Origin of the sequence: Nocardioides bruguierae (genome assembly GCF_023656415.1) — a bacterium.
Classification (GTDB): Bacteria; Actinomycetota; Actinomycetes; order Propionibacteriales; family Nocardioidaceae; genus Nocardioides; species Nocardioides bruguierae.
The window spans coordinates 1-18,042 of record NZ_JAMOIL010000035.1 but is presented as its reverse complement, the minus strand read 5'-3'; the positions used below and the strand labels follow the sequence as shown (position 1 = coordinate 18,042).

At 74.2% G+C, this 18,042-nt stretch carries 13 protein-coding genes and 1 rRNA gene; 2 read left to right on the top strand and 12 right to left on the bottom strand.

Annotation, left to right across the window (positions count from 1 at the left end; all coding sequences use genetic code 11):
- Positions 1-136: 136 nt before the first annotated feature.
- The 3 genes from M8330_RS19290 to M8330_RS19280 form a co-directional block, all read right to left on the bottom strand.
- Positions 137-2,770, bottom strand: a complete 2,634-nt coding sequence (locus M8330_RS19290) for a DEAD/DEAH box helicase (RefSeq protein ID WP_250828654.1) — start codon at positions 2,768-2,770, stop codon at positions 137-139.
- Between the two features lie 139 nt (positions 2,771-2,909).
- On the bottom strand, positions 2,910-3,812 hold the full coding sequence (gene xerD, locus M8330_RS19285) for a site-specific tyrosine recombinase XerD (protein ID WP_250828670.1): 903 nt from the start codon (positions 3,810-3,812) through the stop codon (positions 2,910-2,912).
- 136 nt (positions 3,813-3,948) lie between these two features.
- Entirely contained in the window at positions 3,949-4,551 is a 603-nt protein-coding gene (locus M8330_RS19280; RefSeq protein ID WP_250828653.1) for an NUDIX domain-containing protein, read from the bottom strand.
- 57 nt (positions 4,552-4,608) lie between these two features.
- Here M8330_RS19280 and pepN point away from each other — a divergent pair, with 57 nt between their 5' ends.
- A complete protein-coding gene (gene pepN, locus M8330_RS19275) occupies positions 4,609-7,104 on the top strand; it encodes an aminopeptidase N (protein ID WP_250828652.1) in 2,496 nt (831 codons plus the stop codon).
- A gap of 93 nt (positions 7,105-7,197) precedes the next feature.
- Here the strand turns inward: pepN and pyrG are convergent, their stop codons facing one another.
- The 8 genes from pyrG to M8330_RS19235 all read right to left on the bottom strand — a co-directional run bounded on the left by pyrG (position 7,198) and on the right by M8330_RS19235 (position 16,263).
- On the bottom strand, positions 7,198-8,901 hold the full coding sequence (gene pyrG / locus M8330_RS19270) for a CTP synthase (RefSeq protein ID WP_250054756.1): 1,704 nt from the start codon (positions 8,899-8,901) through the stop codon (positions 7,198-7,200).
- A 126-nt stretch (positions 8,902-9,027) separates the two neighbouring features.
- The gene (locus M8330_RS19265; RefSeq protein ID WP_250828651.1) at positions 9,028-9,906 is read right to left on the bottom strand and encodes a copper transporter; all 879 of its coding nucleotides are present in this window, start codon (positions 9,904-9,906) and stop codon (positions 9,028-9,030) included.
- A 99-nt stretch (positions 9,907-10,005) separates the two neighbouring features.
- Complete coding sequence (gene steA / locus M8330_RS19260) at positions 10,006-11,229, bottom strand: putative cytokinetic ring protein SteA (RefSeq protein WP_250828650.1); 1,224 nt, start codon at positions 11,227-11,229, stop codon at positions 10,006-10,008.
- A 101-nt stretch (positions 11,230-11,330) separates the two neighbouring features.
- Positions 11,331-13,100 (bottom strand): DNA repair protein RecN, encoded by a 1,770-nt coding sequence (gene recN, locus M8330_RS19255; RefSeq protein ID WP_250828649.1) that lies wholly within the window; start codon positions 13,098-13,100, stop codon positions 11,331-11,333.
- An 11-nt stretch (positions 13,101-13,111) separates the two neighbouring features.
- On the bottom strand, positions 13,112-14,062 hold the full coding sequence (locus tag M8330_RS19250; protein ID WP_250828648.1) for an NAD kinase: 951 nt from the start codon (positions 14,060-14,062) through the stop codon (positions 13,112-13,114).
- Positions 14,059-14,898 (bottom strand): TlyA family RNA methyltransferase, encoded by an 840-nt coding sequence (locus M8330_RS19245; RefSeq protein ID WP_250828647.1) that lies wholly within the window; start codon positions 14,896-14,898, stop codon positions 14,059-14,061. Before M8330_RS19245 ends, M8330_RS19250 begins: the two co-directional genes overlap by 4 nt.
- A gap of 2 nt (positions 14,899-14,900) precedes the next feature.
- Positions 14,901-15,176 carry a hypothetical protein gene (locus M8330_RS19240; RefSeq protein WP_250828646.1) on the bottom strand — a complete coding sequence of 92 codons (276 nt, stop codon included), beginning with the start codon at positions 15,174-15,176 and terminating at the stop codon, positions 14,901-14,903.
- 34 nt (positions 15,177-15,210) lie between these two features.
- A complete protein-coding gene (locus M8330_RS19235) occupies positions 15,211-16,263 on the bottom strand; it encodes an HAD-IIA family hydrolase (protein ID WP_250828645.1) in 1,053 nt (350 codons plus the stop codon).
- 101 nt (positions 16,264-16,364) lie between these two features.
- Between M8330_RS19235 and M8330_RS19230 the strand changes: the two genes are divergently transcribed.
- Positions 16,365-17,576 (top strand): DUF1015 family protein, encoded by a 1,212-nt coding sequence (locus M8330_RS19230; RefSeq protein ID WP_250828644.1) that lies wholly within the window; start codon positions 16,365-16,367, stop codon positions 17,574-17,576.
- Between the two features lie 119 nt (positions 17,577-17,695).
- Here the strand turns inward: M8330_RS19230 and rrf are convergent.
- A 5S ribosomal RNA gene (rrf, locus tag M8330_RS19225) occupies positions 17,696-17,812 on the bottom strand.
- Between the last annotated feature and the right edge of the window lie 230 nt (positions 17,813-18,042).

Below are 18,042 nucleotides of genomic sequence, written 5' to 3'. Positions count from 1 at the left end.
CCGAGCCTAGGCGGCCCGGCACCGGGCCCGGCATCCGGTCGGGCGGTCGGGCGGTCGGGCGTCCACGTTTGGTCACCAACCCGGTCTCCGGGGGCCGAGGACCTCGGGTTGGTGACCAAACCCGGGCCGGCCGGACTCAGAGCCGCCGGAAGGCGACGGTCGGCATGACCAGCTCGCCGAGGGCGTCGGTGGCGTCCAGGTCGGCGAGCGCCTCCACCACCCAGTCGTGGTGGCCCTCCGGGTCGTGCAGCGTCTGGCGCACCTCGAGGAGCCGCACCTCGGGCCCGTCCGGGTCCGCGCCCACCGCGACGCCGGCGCGTGCGGTGGTCTCGAGCAGCCGCGGGCTGCGCGCGTCGCCGTCGGTGCGGACCTCGTCGTGCTCGTCGTAGTAGGCCTCGATCGCCTCGTCCCACGCGGAGCGGGTCATCACCACCTCGCGCGGCTCCTCGAACCGGTCGGCGGCGGCCCGCTCGACGGCCATGAGGGCGTCCAGGTCGTCGCGGGCGACGCCGGCGACGCGGCTCCACATGGCGTTGCGGACCATGACCTCGAACGCCCGACCCTGTGCCGAGAGCGGACGCGGCGGGGGCGGCGGGGCGTGGTCGGCCAGCTCGGCGCCGCGCACGAGCAGGGCGCCCTCGGGGTCGGTGAGCGCCTCCCACTCGTCCAGCAGCGAGGAGTCGGTCTGGCGCACCGTCTCCCCCAGCCACTCGACCAGCCCGTGCAGCTCCTCGTCCCGGTGGGTCTCCGGGACGGTCTGGCGCAGCGTCCGGTAGGCGTCGGTGAGGTAGCGCAGCACCAGCCCCTCACCCCGGGCGAGCTGGTAGCGGGCCACGAAGTCGGTGAAGCCCATGCCCTGCTCGATCATGTCGCGCACCACGGACTTCGGCCCGAGCAGGTCGGGCGAGAGCCAGGCGTGCTGGCGGCGGTAGATCTCGTAGGTGGCCTCGAGCAGCTCGGCGAGCGGCTGGGGCCAGGTGATCTCCTCCAGGGCCCCCATCCGGTCCTCGTACTCCATGCCGTCGGCCTTCATCTCCTCCACGGCCTTGCCGCGGGCCGCCCACTGCTGGGCGAGGAGGATCTGCCGGGGCGCCTCGAGCACCGCCTCGACCACGGAGACCACGTCCAGGGCGTGCTCGGGGCTCTCCGGGTCGAGCACCTCCAGCGCCTCGAGCGCGAAGTGCGCCAGCGGCTGGTTGAGGGCGAAGTCGTCGGGCAGGTCCACGCCGAGGACGTAGCGGCGCCCGTGGGCGTCCGGCTCCTCGAGGCGGACGACGACGCCCGACTCCACCAGGGAACGGCCCAGCCGCAGGGCGCGGCGGGCGAGCTTGAGCTGACGGCGCCGGTCCTCGTGGTTCTCGGTGAGCAGCCGCCGCAGCACCGCCACCGCGTCCTCCTCGCGGGCGAGGACGTTGAGCAGCATGCCGTTGTCGACCTTCATCCGCGGCACCAGCGGCTCGGGCTGGCCCTCGACGAGCTTGTCGAAGGTGTCCTTGGTCCACACCACCGTGCCCTCCGGCGGCTTCTTCAGCTGCGCCTTGGACTTCTTCTTGCCCGCCGCCACGCGCTCGGCGATCTTCGCCTTCTGCTTCTCGTTCTCGATGACGTGCTCGGGCGCCTGGACGACCACCGACCCGGCGGTGTCGAAGCCGGCCCGACCGGCCCGGCCGGCGATCTGCAGGAACTCCCGGGTGCGCAGCGTGCGCATCTTGGTGCCGTCGAACTTCGCCAGCCCGGTGAAGAGCACCGTGCGGATGGGCACGTTGATCCCGACGCCGAGGGTGTCGGTGCCGCAGATGACCCGCAGCAGACCGGCCTGGGCGAGCTGCTCCACGAGCCGGCGGTAGCGCGGCAGCATCCCGGCGTGGTGCACGCCGATGCCGCGGCGCAACAGCTTGTTCAGCGTCTTGCCGAAGCCCGCTGCGAAGCGGACGCCCGCCAGCTTCTCGCCGATCGCGTCGCGCTGCTCCGGGGCGGCCTTGGCCCACGGCACGGTCAGCAGCGAGGTCGCGTGCTCGGCGGCCGCGGCCTGGGTGAAGTGGACGACGTAGACCGGCGCCTGCCCGGTGGTGACGAGCTCCTCCAGCGTGTCGGCCAGCGGCTCCAGCGACCAGTCGAAGGTCAGCGGCACCGGGCGCTCGGCCTGGTCGACCAGCGTCGTCTCGCGGCCCGTGCGCTCGGTGAGGTCCGCGCGCAGGTCGCGGGTGTCGCCCAGGGTGGCCGACATCAGCAGGAACTGGGCGTCCACCAGCTCCAGCAGGGGCACCTGCCAGGCCCAGCCGCGGTCGGGCTCGCCGTAGTAGTGGAACTCGTCCATGACGACCAGCCCGACGTCGGCCGCCCGTCCCTCGCGCAGCGCCAGGTTGGCCAGCACCTCGGCCGTGCAGCAGATGATGGGGGCGTCGGCGTTGACGGACGCGTCCCCGGTGAGCATCCCGACGTTGTCGGCGCCGAAGACCCGGCACAGGTCGAAGAACTTCTCGCTCACCAGCGCCTTGATGGGGGCGGTGTAGAACGACACCCGGTCGTCGGCCAGCGCCGCGGCGTGGGCGGCGACGGCCACCAGCGACTTGCCCGAGCCGGTCGGGGTCGCCAGCACCACGTTCGAGCCGGCGAGCAGCTCCAGCACCGCCTCCTCCTGGTGCGGGTACAGCTCCAGGCCGCGCGAGGCGGCGTAGGCCGTGACCGCGTCGGCGACCAGGTCGGGGTCGGAGCCCGCGGGGGGCCAGTCGCGCGCGTCGAAGGAGGGCGTGCTCGCAGTCTCAGACATCGCGGCCCAGTATCCCGGTCGCCGCCGACAGCGCCCTCATCCCCGCCCGACCAGCACCACCCGACCAGCACCGCCCGACCAGCACCGCCCGACCAGCACTGCCCGACCAGCACTGCCCGACCTGCACCGGGCGCGGTGCTCAGCCGCGGGCGCGCGGGTGCGCGGTGGCGAAGACCTCGCGCAGGTTGTCGACCGTGACGAGCGTGTACACCTGCGTGGTGGTCACCGAGGCGTGCCCCAGCAGCTCCTGGACGACGCGCACGTCGGCACCGCCGTCGAGCATGTGGGTGGCGAACGAGTGGCGCAGCGTGTGCGGCGAGACGTCTCGGGTGACGCCGGCACGCTCGGCGGCCCGGGTGAGCACCGTCCACGCCGACTGCCGCGAGAGCCGACCGCCGCGGGAGTTGAGGAACAGCGCGCCGCCCGGCGTCGTCGACCCGACCAGGCCGGGCCGGGCACGCACCAGGTACTCCTGCACGGCGCTGAGCGCGTAGGAGCCGACCGGCACGAGTCGCTGCTTGCCGCCCTTGCCGGAGAGCAGGACGGTGCGGTCGACGGTGTCCAGGTCGTCGACGTCGAGCCCGACGGCCTCGGAGATCCGGGCGCCGGTGCCGTAGAGCACCTCCAGCAGCGCCCGGTCGCGCAGCGCCAGCGGGGTGCCGGGCGCGCCGGCGGCCTCGAGGATCGCCTCGACGTCGGAGAACGGCAGGGCCTTGGGCAGGCGCTTGGACGGCTGGGGCGGCCGGACCGCGGCCGCGGGGTCGACCTCCGCCAGGCCGTCGGCCACGGTGAACTTGTGGAAGCCGCGCACGGCCACCACCGCCCGCGCCGCGGAGCTGGGCCCCAGCGGCGGGTGCGTGTCGTCACCGGCCCGCAGGTGCGCGAGGAAGCCGGCCACGGTCTGCTCGCCGACGTCCGCGAGCGAGGCGACGCCCGCACCGTCGAGGTAGCCGAGGTAGCGCCGCAGGTCGCGCCGGTAGGAGGCCAGCGTGTTCGGCGAGAGCCCGCGCTCGACGGCCAGGTGGTCGAGGTAGGTGCGCACCGCGCGCTCCACGGACCCGCCGGCACCACCATCACCGCCACTGCCACCGGCGGCACCGGCGGACGTCGAGGCGTGGGTCACGGTCACGGCGGCAGGGTAGCCCCCACGACCGACGTCGGGCCGCTCCCCCGCCGGGTCAGGCCAGGCCGCGGGCCCGGGCGGCCAGCACGGCGATGATCACGGGGGCGTCCTGCACGCGGCCGTCGAGCACCGCGGCGTGCAGCTCCTCGAACGGCACCCAGCCGGTCACGGCCTCGGCCTCCTCGTGCTCGGGCACGAAGCCCTGGCGTCCGACCTCGCGCAGGTCGCGCGCGAGGAACAGGTGCGCGCGCTCGGCGGAGATCCCGGGCGAGGGCCAGGTCGTCACCAGGTGGGTCCAGGACGAGGCCTCCCACCCGGTCTCCTCCACCAGCTCGCGCCGCGCGACCTGCTCGGGGGTCTCCCCGCCCTGGTCGAGCAGCCCCGCGGGGATCTCGACGAGCACCTGGCCCACGGCGTGCCGGTACTGCCACAGCACCAGCACCCGGTCCTGCTCGTCGAGGGCGAGCACGACGGCGGCACCGGGGTGCTCCATCACGATCCGCCGGAACGGCTCCTCCTCGGGGTGGCCGGGCCGCTGCACCTGGTCGGCGCGCAGGGCCACCACCCAGCCGTCCCGGTGCAGGTCACCGCTGCCGGTCACCGGCCAGGACGCAGCGGCGTCGGCGAGGGCGGGCTGGGAGGCGTCTGCGGACGGCATGGGTCCGACGCTAGCGTGAGGAGGAGTCTCAGCCCGACCACCCCGCAGGAGCAGCACATGTCCGCACAGCCCGAGACCATCACGGAGCGCAGCCTGACCCGGGCCGAGGCCGAGGAGCGAGCGGCCCTGGTCGACGTGCAGCGCTACGACGTCGACATCGACATGACCGGGCTGCTCGAGGGCTCGACCTGGCGCTCGGTCTCCACGATCACCTTCACCTGCGAGCCCGGGTCGAGCACGTTCGTCGACGCGGTCGGCGAGGTCACCGACGTCACCCTCAACGGCCTCTCGGTCGACCTGGCGCAGGTCCGCGAGGGGCGCGTGCACCTGACCGACCTGGCTGGCCACAACGAGCTGGTGGTGGCCATGACCCAGGACGACACGGACCGCGCCGCCGGCATCCACCGCACCGTCGACGCCGCCGACGGGCTGGTCTACGTGTGGACCTCCTTCGAGGCCGACGACGCCCGGCGCGCCTTCGCCTGCTTCGACCAGCCCGACCTCAAGGCCCCGCACGCCTTCACCGTGCTGGCGCCCGCCGCCTGGACGATCACCAGCAACCGCGCCCCCAGCAGCGTCGAGGAGTCCGGTGCGACCACCCGCACCTGGCGCTTCCCCGACACCCCGCCCCTCTCGACGTACGTGGTCGTCGTCAACGGCGGCCCGTTCCACGAGATCCGCGAGCGGCGCGGCCCCCACGACCTCGGCCTCTTCTGCCGGCAGTCGCTCAAGGAGTTCCTCGAGCGCGACGCCCCGCAGCTGCTCACGCTCACCGAGCAGGGCCTGGCGTTCTTCGGCGAGACCTTCGGGCAGCCGTTCGGCCAGGAGCGCTACGACCAGGTGTTCGTGCCCGACATGGGTGGTGCGATGGAGAACTGGGGCTGCGTGACGTGGGGCGACATGATGATCCCGCGGAGCACGCCGACGCCCGCCGACGAGGCCGAGCTGGCCAGCGTGCTGCTCCACGAGATGGCGCACATGTGGTTCGGCGACCTGGTGACCATGCGCTGGTGGGACGACCTGTGGCTGAACGAGGCCTTCGCCTCCTTCGCCTCGGCGTGGGCCGCCGCCGAGGCCACCGAGCACACCGACGCCTGGGCCGCGTTCGCCGTCGACAGCGAGCCGATCGGCTACCGGCAGGACGCCGGCCCCGCCTCCCACGGCATCCGCGGCGACGTGCCCGACGTCGGGCAGGCCATGGCGAACTTCGACGCCATCACCTACCTCAAGGGCCAGGCGGTGCTGCGTCAGCTCTCCGTCCTCGTCGGGGACGAGGCGTTCACGGCGGGCCTGCAGGCGTACTTCGCCGAGCACGCCTGGGGCAACACCGTGCTGGCCGACCTGGTGGGCGCGCTCGAGGAGGCCTCCGGGCGGGACCTGTCCGGCTGGACCGGCGCCTGGCTGGACCGCGCCGGCACCGACACCATCGCCCTCGACCTCGCCGCCGAGGACGGGCCGGCGCTGGTCGTCACTGCCCCCGACGGCGGGGAGCCGCGACCGCACCGGCTCTCGGTGCGGTCGTTCGCTCCCGCGCCGGACGGCGGGCTCCGGGTCGTGGCCACCACCACCGTCGAGACCGAGGGCTCCCGCACCGGCCTCCCCTGCCTCCCGGACGTCGGCGAGGGCGGGCTGCACCTGGTCAACGCCGACGACCTCACCTTCGCCAGGTCCCGCACCGACGCCGCGTCGCTGTCCACCCTGCTGGGCAGCGCCGCCGCGCTGCCCGCCACGATCGACCACGCGGTGGCCGCCGGCACCGTGCTCGACCTGCTCTTCACCGGCGAGCTCGGCCCCGACCGGACGCTGGACGTCCTGCTGGACCTGCTCGCCGCCGACCCGGCGCCCAGCCTCGTGGAGGCGCTGCTGGACCACGCGCGGGTGGTGGCGACGCTGTGGACCCCCGCCGAGGCGGTCGGGACCGCGGGGGCGCGGGTCGCCGAGGTGGCGGCCGCCCTCGCCGAGCGGCCGGGCCTGCGCACGCCGGCGCTGCGCACGCTCGCCATGGTCAGCGCGGACCCGCGGTGGGACGTGCTGCTCGAGGACGCCGCCGTCGACGACGTCCCGCTGGGCTGGCGCATCCTGCGCACGCGGGCCGCGGCCGGGCGGCACGACGCCGACGACCTGGTGAGCCTCACCGAGCGGGACCCCGACCCCGAGGCCTGGGTCAGTGCCCTGGCGGTGGAGGCCGCGCTGCCCGAGGTCGAGGCCAAGGAGGCCGCGTTCCAGCGGATGGTGGTGGACCGCGACCTGCCGCGCAGCGCCGGGTACTCGCTCTTCTCCGGCGCCTTCTGGCGCCTCGACCAGGCCGACCTCGTCCGCCCGTTCGCGGACCGCTACCTCGACCAGGTCGCCGCCCTGGACGGTGGCGCGATGCTCAACGTGCTCGGCCTGATCCGCGGGTTCTTCCCGTCGGTGGGCGACGCGGCGCTGCTGGAGCGGGCGAGCGCCCTGGCCACCGACCCCGCCGTCGTCCCGGCGGTGCGGACGAACCTGGCCATCGGCACCGACCAGCTGCGGCGCTACCTCGTCGCCCGCGGCCTGCTGGAGGGCTGAGCGGCCGCCGGCACCGGCTCGCGACGCAGGACGCCCCCGGGACCTCGCAGGAGGTGCCGGGGGCGTCGGTGCGTGAGGAGCCGGGTGCGGCCGTCAGTCCTGCTCGACGGCGGCGTCGTCGTCCTTGCGGCGCAGGGTCGACTCGTCCATCTCGAGCCGGGTCTCGCGCTGACGGGCGATGGCGGCGCCGACGAGGCCCTTGAACAGCGGGTGCGGCCGGGTCGGGCGGGACTTCAGCTCGGGGTGCGCCTGGGTGGAGACGTAGTAGGGGTGCACGGCCTTGGGCAGCTCGACGAACTCCACCAGCGAGCCGTCGGGCGAGGTGCCCGAGATGACGAGCCCGGCTGCCTCGAGGCGGTCGCGGTAGGCGTTGTTGACCTCGTAGCGGTGCCGGTGCCGCTCGTCGACGTTCGCCGCACCGTAGGTCGCCCTGACCACCGAGTCGTCCTTGAGCAGCGCCGGGTAGCTGCCCAGACGCATGGTGCCGCCGAGGTCGCCGGCGCCCTCGACGAACGACTTCTGCTCGTCCATCGTGGCGATGACGGGCTCCGGGGTGTCGGGGTCGAACTCGGTCGAGCCGGCCTGGGAGAGGCCGAGCACGTTGCGCGAGTACTCGATCACCATGCACTGCAGTCCCAGGCACAGGCCCAGCGTGGGGATGCCGTGGGTGCGGGCGTAGGTGAGCGCGCCCAGCTTGCCCTCGAGGCCGCGGATGCCGAAGCCGCCGGGCACGCAGACGGCGTCGACGTCGGCGAGCTTCTTGGCGGCGCCCGCGGGGGTGGCGCACTCGTCGGAGGGGATCCACTCGATGTGGACCTTCGCCTCGCTGGCGAACCCGCCGGCCTTGAGCGCCTCGGCCACCGAGAGGTAGGCGTCGGGCAGGTCGATGTACTTGCCGACCAGGCCGACGGTCACCTCCTCCTTGGGGTGGTGGACGCGGCGGAGCAGGTCGTCCCACAGCGTCCAGTCGACGTCGCGGAACGGCAGGTCCAGGCGGCGCACGACGTAGGCGTCGAGGCCCTCGCGGTGCAGCACCTTGGGGATGTCGTAGATGGACGGCGCGTCGGCGGCCGTCACGACGGCCTCGTCGTCGACGTCGCACATCCGGGCGATCTTGCCCTTGATGTCCTCGGGCAGCTCGCGGTCGGCGCGGCAGACGATCGCGTCGGGCTGGATGCCGACCTGGCGCAGGGCGGCCACCGAGTGCTGCGTCGGCTTCGTCTTCAGCTCCTTGGAGGGGCCGATGTAGGGCACCAGGGAGACGTGGATGAAGAACGCGTTGTCGCGGCCGATGCTCTGGCGCACCTGCCGGGCGGCCTCGAGGAACGGCAGGGACTCGATGTCGCCGACCGTGCCGCCGATCTCGGTGATGACGACGTCGACGTCGTCGGCGTCCATCGCGAGCATCCGCTCGGCGATCTCGTTGGTGATGTGCGGGATGACCTGGACGGTCTCACCGAGGTAGTCGCCGCGGCGCTCCTTGGCGATGACGTTGGAGTACACCTGGCCGGTGGTCACGTTGGCGTGGCCGGAGAGGTTGGTGTCCAGGAACCGCTCGTAGTGGCCGATGTCGAGGTCGGTCTCGGCACCGTCCTCGGTCACGAAGACCTCACCGTGCTGGAACGGGTTCATCGTCCCCGGGTCCACGTTGAGGTACGGGTCGAGCTTCTGCATCGTCACGCGGAGGCCGCGCGAGCGCAGCAGCCGGCCGAGGCTGGAGGCCGTGAGCCCCTTGCCGAGGGAGGAGGCGACGCCCCCGGTGACGAACACGTGCTTGGTCGGGGCTGAATTCCTCACGGAACTCCATCCTACGTCCCGAAGGGCCCCAGCGCGGAAACCCGCGACACGATCGGCGGCGTGTCACCCCTGTGGGTGCCTCGGCGCGACCGCGTCCGCCCCCTGGCGCGGGGCTCGTACGGCCCGTCAGCCGAGCGGGACGGGCCCGTCGCCGTCGGGGCCGTAGGCGCCCGTCTGCCCCTCGTCGGCCACCGTGAGGGCCACCAACGCCGTGATCCGCCCGAGGGGGCGCTGGACGCCGTCAACGGTCAGCAGGGTGTCGGCCGCGGAGGACTCCCGCACCCCGGCCAGCGTGCCGCCCCGGGCCGAGGAGGTGCTGCCGGCGACCACCACTCCCCCGGCGATCGCGGAGACGCCGGAGGCGATGGCGGCGAGGACGTCGGGGTCGGTGTCGTCACCGAGGAGCACCAGGACGAGGCCCGCCCGGTCCGCCTCGTCGTCGCTGCTGGTCGCCAGGTCGGCGCCGGCGAGGCTGTCACGGATCGTGCTGGTGTCCAGGTCGGCGGCCACGCCACCGGCGTTCGTCGTGCCGACCGCGAGACCCAGCAGCTGTCCGAGGCGCACGTAGCTCGAGGCGCCCCGGTCCACCGTGCCCGCGTCGAGCTCGGTGACCAGCTGGGTGCCCAGGGTGTCCACCAGCGAGGTGGAGCCGCCGTCGACGAGGGTCTCCAGCAGGTCAAAGCGGGCCGTGACCTCGCCGCCCCGGTCGGTGACGTCGGCGGTGACGGCGGTGACCAGGCCCTCGTCGACGCCCGGCGTGGTGACCACGGCGACGGTGCGTCCGTCGAGCCGGTTGCCCACGAGCCGCTGGGCCGCGGCCTCGGCGAAGGCGTCGCCGTAGGCCGCCTGCTCGAGCGCCCGCTCCTCCGAGGCCGAGGTGGACGGTGTGTCGTCGGTGGCCTCGAGGGTGCGTTCCGCGAGGGGTCCTCCGCCGAGCACCACGCCCACGGCGAGCGCGAGGAACACGGCCACGAGGGAGACCACGTGGTGGCGGTAGGTGATCACGGTGGCGGGGGCCTTCCGGGTAGGGGGACCCGACGGGTGCTGCCGGGCCAAGGGGTGGTGGGGCAGGGGGTGGTGGGGCAGGGGGTGGTGGGGCGGCGCTCAGCCGGTGACGCGGTCGACCAGGGACGAGACGGCCGAGGAGAGCCAGTCCCAGGCGGCGACGAGGCCGTCCCAGGCGGTCTGGCCCCAGTCGAGCCACTGCTCGCTCCAGCCGGAGCCGACCGGCGTGGTGGAGACCGCGGCGACCAGGGCGACGAGCCCCGCCAGCATCACGGCCAGCAGGTGCCAGGGGCGCACGCGCCCGGAGTAGAGCCGCGGCACGGCCTCGGCGTCCACGAGCCGGGGGCCCAGCTTGAGCCGGGTGAGGTAGGTGCTGGCGAGACCGCCGCGCTGGCGGTCGAGGAAGTCCTCCAGGGTGGCGTGCACGCCGACCCCGACGACGAGGGCGGCACCGCCGGCGTCCGCGAGGAGGAGGGCGGCGTCCTCGGCCTGGGCGCTGGTCTCGACGCGGACGGCGCGACGGCCGAGCCGCTGCTCGAGCTCCGTGGGCTCGCCGGCGCCGCGCACGACCACGACGACCTGCTTGGCGGCCTCCAGCACCGCGACCGGCGGCGGCTCGGCCCCGTCGCGGGTGTCGACCACGAGGACGGCGGGCTTCACCCCGGCGGCGAGGAGGGCCGGGGCCGCTCCGTCGACCGCGACCACCACGGGCTCCTGCTCGCGCAGGAAGTCCCGCACACGGGCGAGCTCGGTGTCCAGCGAGGGGCCGTCGACCACGACGGCGACCGTGCGGCGGCGCATCGAGACCGTGAGGGTCGGCAGCCCGCGGCCGTGCAGCAGCAGGTCCTCCTCGCGGCGGAGGAACTCGGTGGCGTTGTGGGTGAGCGTCTCGAGCTGCGCGGAGAGGCCGGTGCGCGCCTGCGTGGCCTGCTCGTCGAGGAGGTCGGCGTCGACCGTGCGCCCCTCGATCGTGGCATCGCCGACGTGCACCAGCCCGTCGTGCAGCCGCACCGGCACGCCGTCACGCACGCCGGTCAGCAGCGAGGGGCCCAGCCCGTCGAGCACGGTGACCCCGGCGTCCACCAGGACGCGGGGCCCGAGGCTCGGGTAGCGGCCCGACATCATCGGGGCGGCGTTGAGGACCGCGACCACGCCCGCGCGCACCAGGCCGTCCGCCGTCGCACGGTCGAGGTCGGTGTGGTCCATGACCGCCACGTCACCGGGCTGGAGGCGGCCCAGGAGGTCGCCTGCCCGCCGCTCCACCCGTGCGGTGCCGCGCAGGCCGGGCAGCTGTTGCTCACGTCGTCGACCGGAGATCCTCATGACTGACCCACTCTGACAAACCCGGTGCGCGCAGCCCGGGAGGCGGCGGTGGGCGTGTCCCCGGGCTGTGCGCCGCCACCCGGCCGGCTGGGTGGGCGCTGTCAGGCCTCCGCGCGGGTGCTGCGGGCGACGTCGAGCAGCTCGCGGGCGTGCGCGAGCGCGGTGTCCGAGCCCTCGAGCCCGGCCATCATCCGGGAGAGCTCCTCCTCGCGCGCGTCCTCCGAGAGCAGCGTGAGGCCCGAGCTGGTGATCGTGCCGTCGTGGGACTTGCGCACCACGACGTGGCGGTCGGCGAACGCGGCGACCTGCGGCAGGTGGGTGACCACCAGCACCTGCGCGTCGCGGGCGAGCCGGGCCAGGCGCTTGCCGATCTCCACCGCGGCCGCGCCACCCACGCCGGCGTCCACCTCGTCGAAGACGAACGTGGGCACCGGGTTGGTGCCGGCGAGGGCGACCTCGAGGCCGAGCATGACCCGGGAGAGCTCACCACCCGAGGCACCCTTGCCGAGCGGACGCGGCTCGCTGCCGTTGTTCGCGGCCAGCAGGAGCTCGACCTCGTCGAGCCCGGAGCGGGCGTAGCGCAGCCACCGGTCGCCGACCGGCAGCGGGGCGCCGGGCGCGGCGTCGTCGGACGGCGCGTCCACGGGGTGCTGGGTCACGGCCACCGAGACCCGGGCGTGCGGCATGGCCAGCCCGCCGAGCTCGGCCGTGACGGCCTTGCCCAGCCTGGTGGCGGCGGTGGTCCGGGCGGCGGTGAGCGCGGCGCCGGTCTCGGCGAGCTCGGTGCGCAGGCGCGTCCGCTCGGCCCGCAGCGCCTCGATCCGGTCGTCGGTGCCGTCCAGCTCCAGCAGCCGGGCCGCGGAGGTCCGGGCCCAGCCGAGGACCTCCTCGACCGTCTCGCCGTACTTGCGGGTGAGCGCGGTCAGCGCTGCCCGCCGCTCGGAGACGGTGGCGAGCCGAGCGGGGTCGGTCTCGACGCCGGAGGCGTAGGAGGCCACGTCGGCCGCGACGTCGGTGAGCAGGTAGGAGACCTCCTTGACGCGGTCGGCGAGCGCGGCGGCCTCGGGGTCGTGCTCGCGCACGCCCTCCAGGGCCGAGCGGGCCGCGGCGACGGCGGCCATCGCGTCGGGGTTCTCGTTCTCGCTGGAGAGCGCCTCCCGGGCGGTCTCGGCCGCGGTGCGCAGGGTGTCGGCGAACCCCAGGCGGGTCTCGTCCGCGGCGAGCTGGTCCTCCTCGCCGGGCTGCGGGTCGACCTCCTCGATCTCCCCGAGGCCGAAGCGGAGCAGGTCGGCCTCGCGGGCCCGTTCGCGCGCCGCCTCGACGAGGTCGCCGAGCTCGGTCTCGACCGCGCGCAGCGCGTCGAAGGCGGTGGCCCACCGCTCCGCAAGCCGGGCGACCTTGGTGCCGCCGAAGCGGTCGAGCGACTCGCGCTGCGCCCGGGGCCGCAGCAGCCGGTGCTGGTCGGACTGGCCGTGCACCGCCACGAGCGGCTCGGTCAGGTCCGTCAGGGTGGACGCCGGCACGCTGGCCCCGCCCACGAACGCGCGGGAGCGACCCTCGGCGGAGATGTTGCGGGCGAGCAGCACCTGCCCGTCCTCGACCTCTCCGCCGGCGTCCTCGACCCCGGTGGTGAAGGCGCTCGCCCCGGACCCGAGGCCGTCCAGGCGCACCAGGCCCTCCACGCGTGCGCGGGACGCACCGGAGCGCACGGCCCCGGAGTCGCCGCGTGCGCCGAGCAGCAGCCCGAGGGCGGTCACCACCATCGTCTTGCCGGCACCGGTCTCACCGGTCAGGACCGTGAGTCCGGGGCCGAGCTCGAGCGTGGAGGAGTCGATGACGCCGAGGTCGGCGATGCGCATCTCCTCGATCACGGTCGGATCACCTACAGCTCTCCTCGTTGCAGTCGTTCGGCCCGTCCGCGCCAGCCCTCGACGGGGAGGCCGAACTTCGCGACGAGCCGGTCGGTGAACGGCGCCTCGTGCAGCCGCACGAGACGCACGGGGTGCGGGCCGCGGCGCACCTCGATGCGCGCGCCCGGCGGGAGCTCCACCGCGCGCCGGCCGTCGGCCCAGAGCACGCCCGCGCTCTGCGGGCCGGGCAGCACCTCGACGGCGAGCACCGAGTCCGGGGAGACCACGAGCGGACGGGCGAACAGGGCGTGGGCGCTGATGGGCACCATGAGCAGCGCGTCGACGTCCGGCCACACGACAGGGCCGCCCGCGCTGAAGTTGTAGGCCGTCGAGCCTGTCGGGGTCGCGCAGACCACGCCGTCGCAGCCCCAGCGGGAGAGGGGACGACCGTCCACCTCGGCGACCACCTCGAGCATCCGCTCGCGCGAGGCCTTCTCCACCGACGCCTCGTTGAGGGCGAAGGTCGAGCGCACCAGCGCGCCCTCGTGGTAGACCCGCACGTCGAGCGTCATCCGGTCCTCGGCGACGTAGCTGCGGCTCACGATCGCCTCCAGCGTGGCGGCGACGTGGTCGTGCTCGGCCTCCGCCAGGAAGCCCACGTGCCCCAGGTTGACGCCCAGGATCGGCGTCCCGGTCGGCAGGGCGATCTCGGCGGCGCGCAGGATCGTGCCGTCCCCGCCGATCACCAGCGCCAGCTCGCAGCCGGCGCCGGCGTCCTCCAGGTGCGCGACGACCTCGACCATCGACGAGGCGGCCAGGGCCGGGTCGAGACCGAGGTCGCCGGCCTCGACGGCGGGCACGCGGACCGTGATGCCCTGCCCGGTGAGCCCCACGATCGAGGCGCGTGCGACGTCGCAGGCGGCGTCGCGACCCGTGTGGGTCAGGACGAGCACACGACGGTCGGACGGGGCGGGGTCGGTCACGTCTCCACCCTCTCATCCGCCACGGCCCACGGGTCGTCGCCCCGCACCAGCCTGTGGACGGCCTCGGCCTCGACCGTGCGCGGGCCGCGGCGCAGCCACAGGAAGAACTCGACATTCCCCGACGGTCCGGGCAGCGGGCTCGTGGTCGCGGCGACCGCGCCCCAGCCGCGCTGCCCCGCCGCGTCCGCGACGGTGAGGACGGCCTCGGCCCGCAGGTCCGGGTCGCGCACGACACCGCCCTTGCCCACGCGGTCCTTGCCGACCTCGAACTGCGGCTTGACCATGAGCGCCAGGTCGCCGTCCGGGCTGGTGACGCCGAGCAGGGCGTCCAGCACCAGGGTCAGGGAGATGAAGGACAGGTCGCCGACCACCAGGTCGACGGGGCCACCGATCAGCTCGGTGGTCAGCTCGCGGATGTTCGTCCGGTCGTGGACGTGGACGCGCGCGTCGGACTGCAGGGACCAGGCCAGCTGCCCGTAGCCCACGTCGACGGCGACGACCTCCGCGGCCCCGGCGCGCAGCAGCACGTCGGTGAAGCCACCGGTCGAGGCCCCGGCGTCCAGGCACCGTCGCCCCTGCGCGCTGAGCCCGCCGGAGGCGAAGGCCCGCAGCGCACCCGCGAGCTTGTGACCGCCGCGGGAGACGTAGTCCGGGCGCTCCTCGTCGGCGCGCACCACGATCGCCACGTCGGTGGTGATCGCGGTCGCGGGCTTGGTGGCGCGCACCCCCTGGACCGTGACGCGGCCGGCGGCGATCAGCTCGCTGGCGTGCTCGCGCGAGCGGGCCAGCTTGCGGCGCACCAGCTCGGCGTCGAGACGGAGTCGACGTGGCGGCACGCTCAGCCCTGCTCTTCCCGCTGCTCGGCGACGTCCGGTCGGGGCCCCGTCCACACCGGGGCGTCGGGATCGGTGTCGAGCGCCCGTCGCAGGCGCGAGTGCGCGGAGTCGTAGACGGCCGCGTGCCGGTCGGTGCCCGGGGTCTCCCCCGTCTCCGGGTCGGTCTCGTCGAGCCGCGCCACGTCGGCCAGGACGGCGTCCACGGCCGCCACCCCGGTCTCCGGGCGCGGGGGCACGACGGCCGTCGGCTCGCTCGAGGACTCGGGGGTGCTGCTCATGGACGCGAGACTATCCGTCACCGGCGACACGACCTCAGTCCGCGGCGGGCGGGACCAGGCCGTCGGTGCCGACTGCTTCCCCCGTCTCGTCCAGGTGCTGCCAGGCGACGGTGAGGACGGCGCGCCACCAGGCGATCGGCTCCCCGCCCCCGTGCACCGTCACCGCGCCCCCGTCGCGGACGGCGGTCCACCCGCCGCAGTCCGCCGACCCGCCGTCGACGGTCACCTCGGGGTGCGCGGCGAGGAGGCCGCGCAGGTCCGGGGCCACGTAGGTCGGCCGGTGACCCGCGGGGGTGGCGACGAGCTCGTCGAGGCCGGAGACGCCCGTGAGCACCAGCAGCGTCGGCAGGCCGACGGCGATGCCGCCGTCGATGTCGGTGTCCAGGCGGTCGCCGATCATGAGCGGGGTGCTCCCGCCCACGCGGCGCACGGTCTCCTCGAGCAGCGGCGGCGCCGGCTTGCCAGCCACGACGGGCTCGACCTCGGTGAAGCGACGCAGCATGTCGACCAGCACGCCGTGCCCGGGCGCCACGCCGTAGGGGGTCGGGATCGTCATGTCGGTGTTGCTCGCGACCCACGGCAGCCCCTGGCGCACCCGCACGGCGCCGCGCATCAGGTCCTTCCACGGCACGTCCGGCGAGTAGCCGGTGGCCAGGGCGTCGGCGTCGTCCTCCACGCCCACGGGCTCCAGCCCCGCCACACGCAGCGCCTCCACCAGGCCCGTCGTCCCGAGCGCGACGACCCGCGCGCCGGCGCCGAAGCGCTCGCGCAGCACGCCTGCAGCGGCCTGCGCCGAGCTCACGACGTCCTCGGTCCCGGCGTCGATGCCCAGGTCCTGGAGGTGGGCCGCGACCCTCTCCGGCGTTCGCGAGGCGTTGTTGGTCACGAACGCGATCCCTGTCCCGGCCTCCCGCGCCGCGGCGATCGACTCCGGCGCGTGCGCGACGGCGTGCCCGCCGACGTAGACGACGCCGTCGAGGTCGAGCATCGCCAGGTCGTGCGCCTCGTGCAGGGGCCGGCTGCTTGCTCCCAGTGCGGACGCCTCGCGGTGGTCGTCCTCGGGGACGGGGCTGCCCGTCGTGCTCATCGTGGGGGCCTTCCAGGTGGGTGGGAACAGCGCGACACGCCTGTGACCTGCGTCGCACCACGGGTGGCGACGCCACCAACGCTCGAGCCTACGATGGGCAGATGGTGACGGGGACTCCCCCCACGGGCTCGACGATGCTGCCCGGGGGCTCGACGGCGCAGACCCCCCTGCCCACGGGCGCGACCACGCCGGTCGTGCACGGCGACGGCAGGGGCACCCAGGTGCGCGGCATCCGCGGACCCCTCCGGCTGGAACCGTTCGTGGCCACGCGCATGGCGGTCCAGCACGTGGCCGACCCCGCCGCGGCCCGGGCCTTCGCCCGCCCGTACCACCGGGTCGCCGAGCGGCTCGCCCAGTGGGAACGCCGCGGCCACCTCCTCGAGGACGACGGGCCGGCGCTGTGGGTGCACGAGTACGGCACGCCCGAGCTGACCGTCCGAGGCCTCGTGGGCGTCATCCCGCTCGACCTGCTCTCCGGCTCCGTGGACGAGGCGGTGCTGGTGCCTCACGAGGGCGTCGAGCCCGACCAGGTCGCCGAGCTGGCCTCACGCATGCGGGAGACCCACATCCAACCGGCGCCCATCCTGCTGGCTCACCGTGGCACTCCCCGCCTGCGCGCGATCCTGGCGATGGTCACCGACCAGCAGCCGCTGGTCGACGGTGCGGACCGCGCCGGCCAGATCCACCGCCTGTGGCGCATCCCGGAGCAGTTCGTCCGCGACGTCCAGGGGGAGCTGGCCGGCACCCGGGCACTCCTGGCCGACGGGCACCACCGCTATGCCGCCTACCTCGACGAGGCGAGACGGGGCGACAGCCTGGCGACCTCGGGGCTCGCCATGCTCATCGACCAGGACGACACCCCGCTCGCGCTGGGGCCCATCCACCGCTTCGTCGCCGGTCTCTCCCTGAGCCGGCTCGGACAGGTGGCCCACGCCGCCGGACTGCCCGTGACCGACCACCTGGGCGTACGGCTGACCGACGTCTCCCCCAGCACGATCGTCGCCACCGACGGACGGCGCACGCTCACGATCCACCTGAGCGCCGCCGGAGAGCACGACCTGCCGCTCCAGGTGGTGCACCAGGGCCTGCTCCCCCAGCTCGTGGACGAGTACGTCGACATCACGCACCACCACGCCGCGGGGCCGGCGATCGCCCAGACCCGTCACGAGGACGGGGTGGCCCTGCTCCTCGCACCTCTGACCCTGGAACGGGTCCTCGAGATCACGGACCGCGACGGCGTGCTGCCGGAGAAGTCGACGTCCTTCCAGCCCAAGCCGAACCCCAGCATCCTGCTGCGCCGTCTGCACGACTGACGCAGCGCCACGACCGCCACACGCACACGGAACGCGGGAAAAACACTACGAGGGCCCGTGTCGGGGAGCCACACGCTGACGCGGTGCTCGACCCTGACAGGGCCCTCGTAGGGGGTTATGTCCGGCGGCGTCCTACTCTCCCACAACCTCGCGGTTGCAGTACCATCGGCGCTGAGAGGCTTAACTTCCGGGTTCGGGATGGGACCGGGTGTTTCCCTCTCGCTATGGCCGCCGTAACTCTAGAGGATCACCCGCCACCAATGGTGGTTTCCGGGTGTCCAAGCCATATGTATCCAATTAACAGGGCCCTACGGGGCCGGTGTTTGGTTGTTCAATCAGTGGACGCGAGACACGCTCAATCACACGCTGTATCTGTGTGTTTGTTTGTGTGTGCAGTGTAGGAGTGTGGTGACAAGCCCTCGGCCTATTAGTACCGGTCGGCTGGGCATCACTGCTGTACACCTCC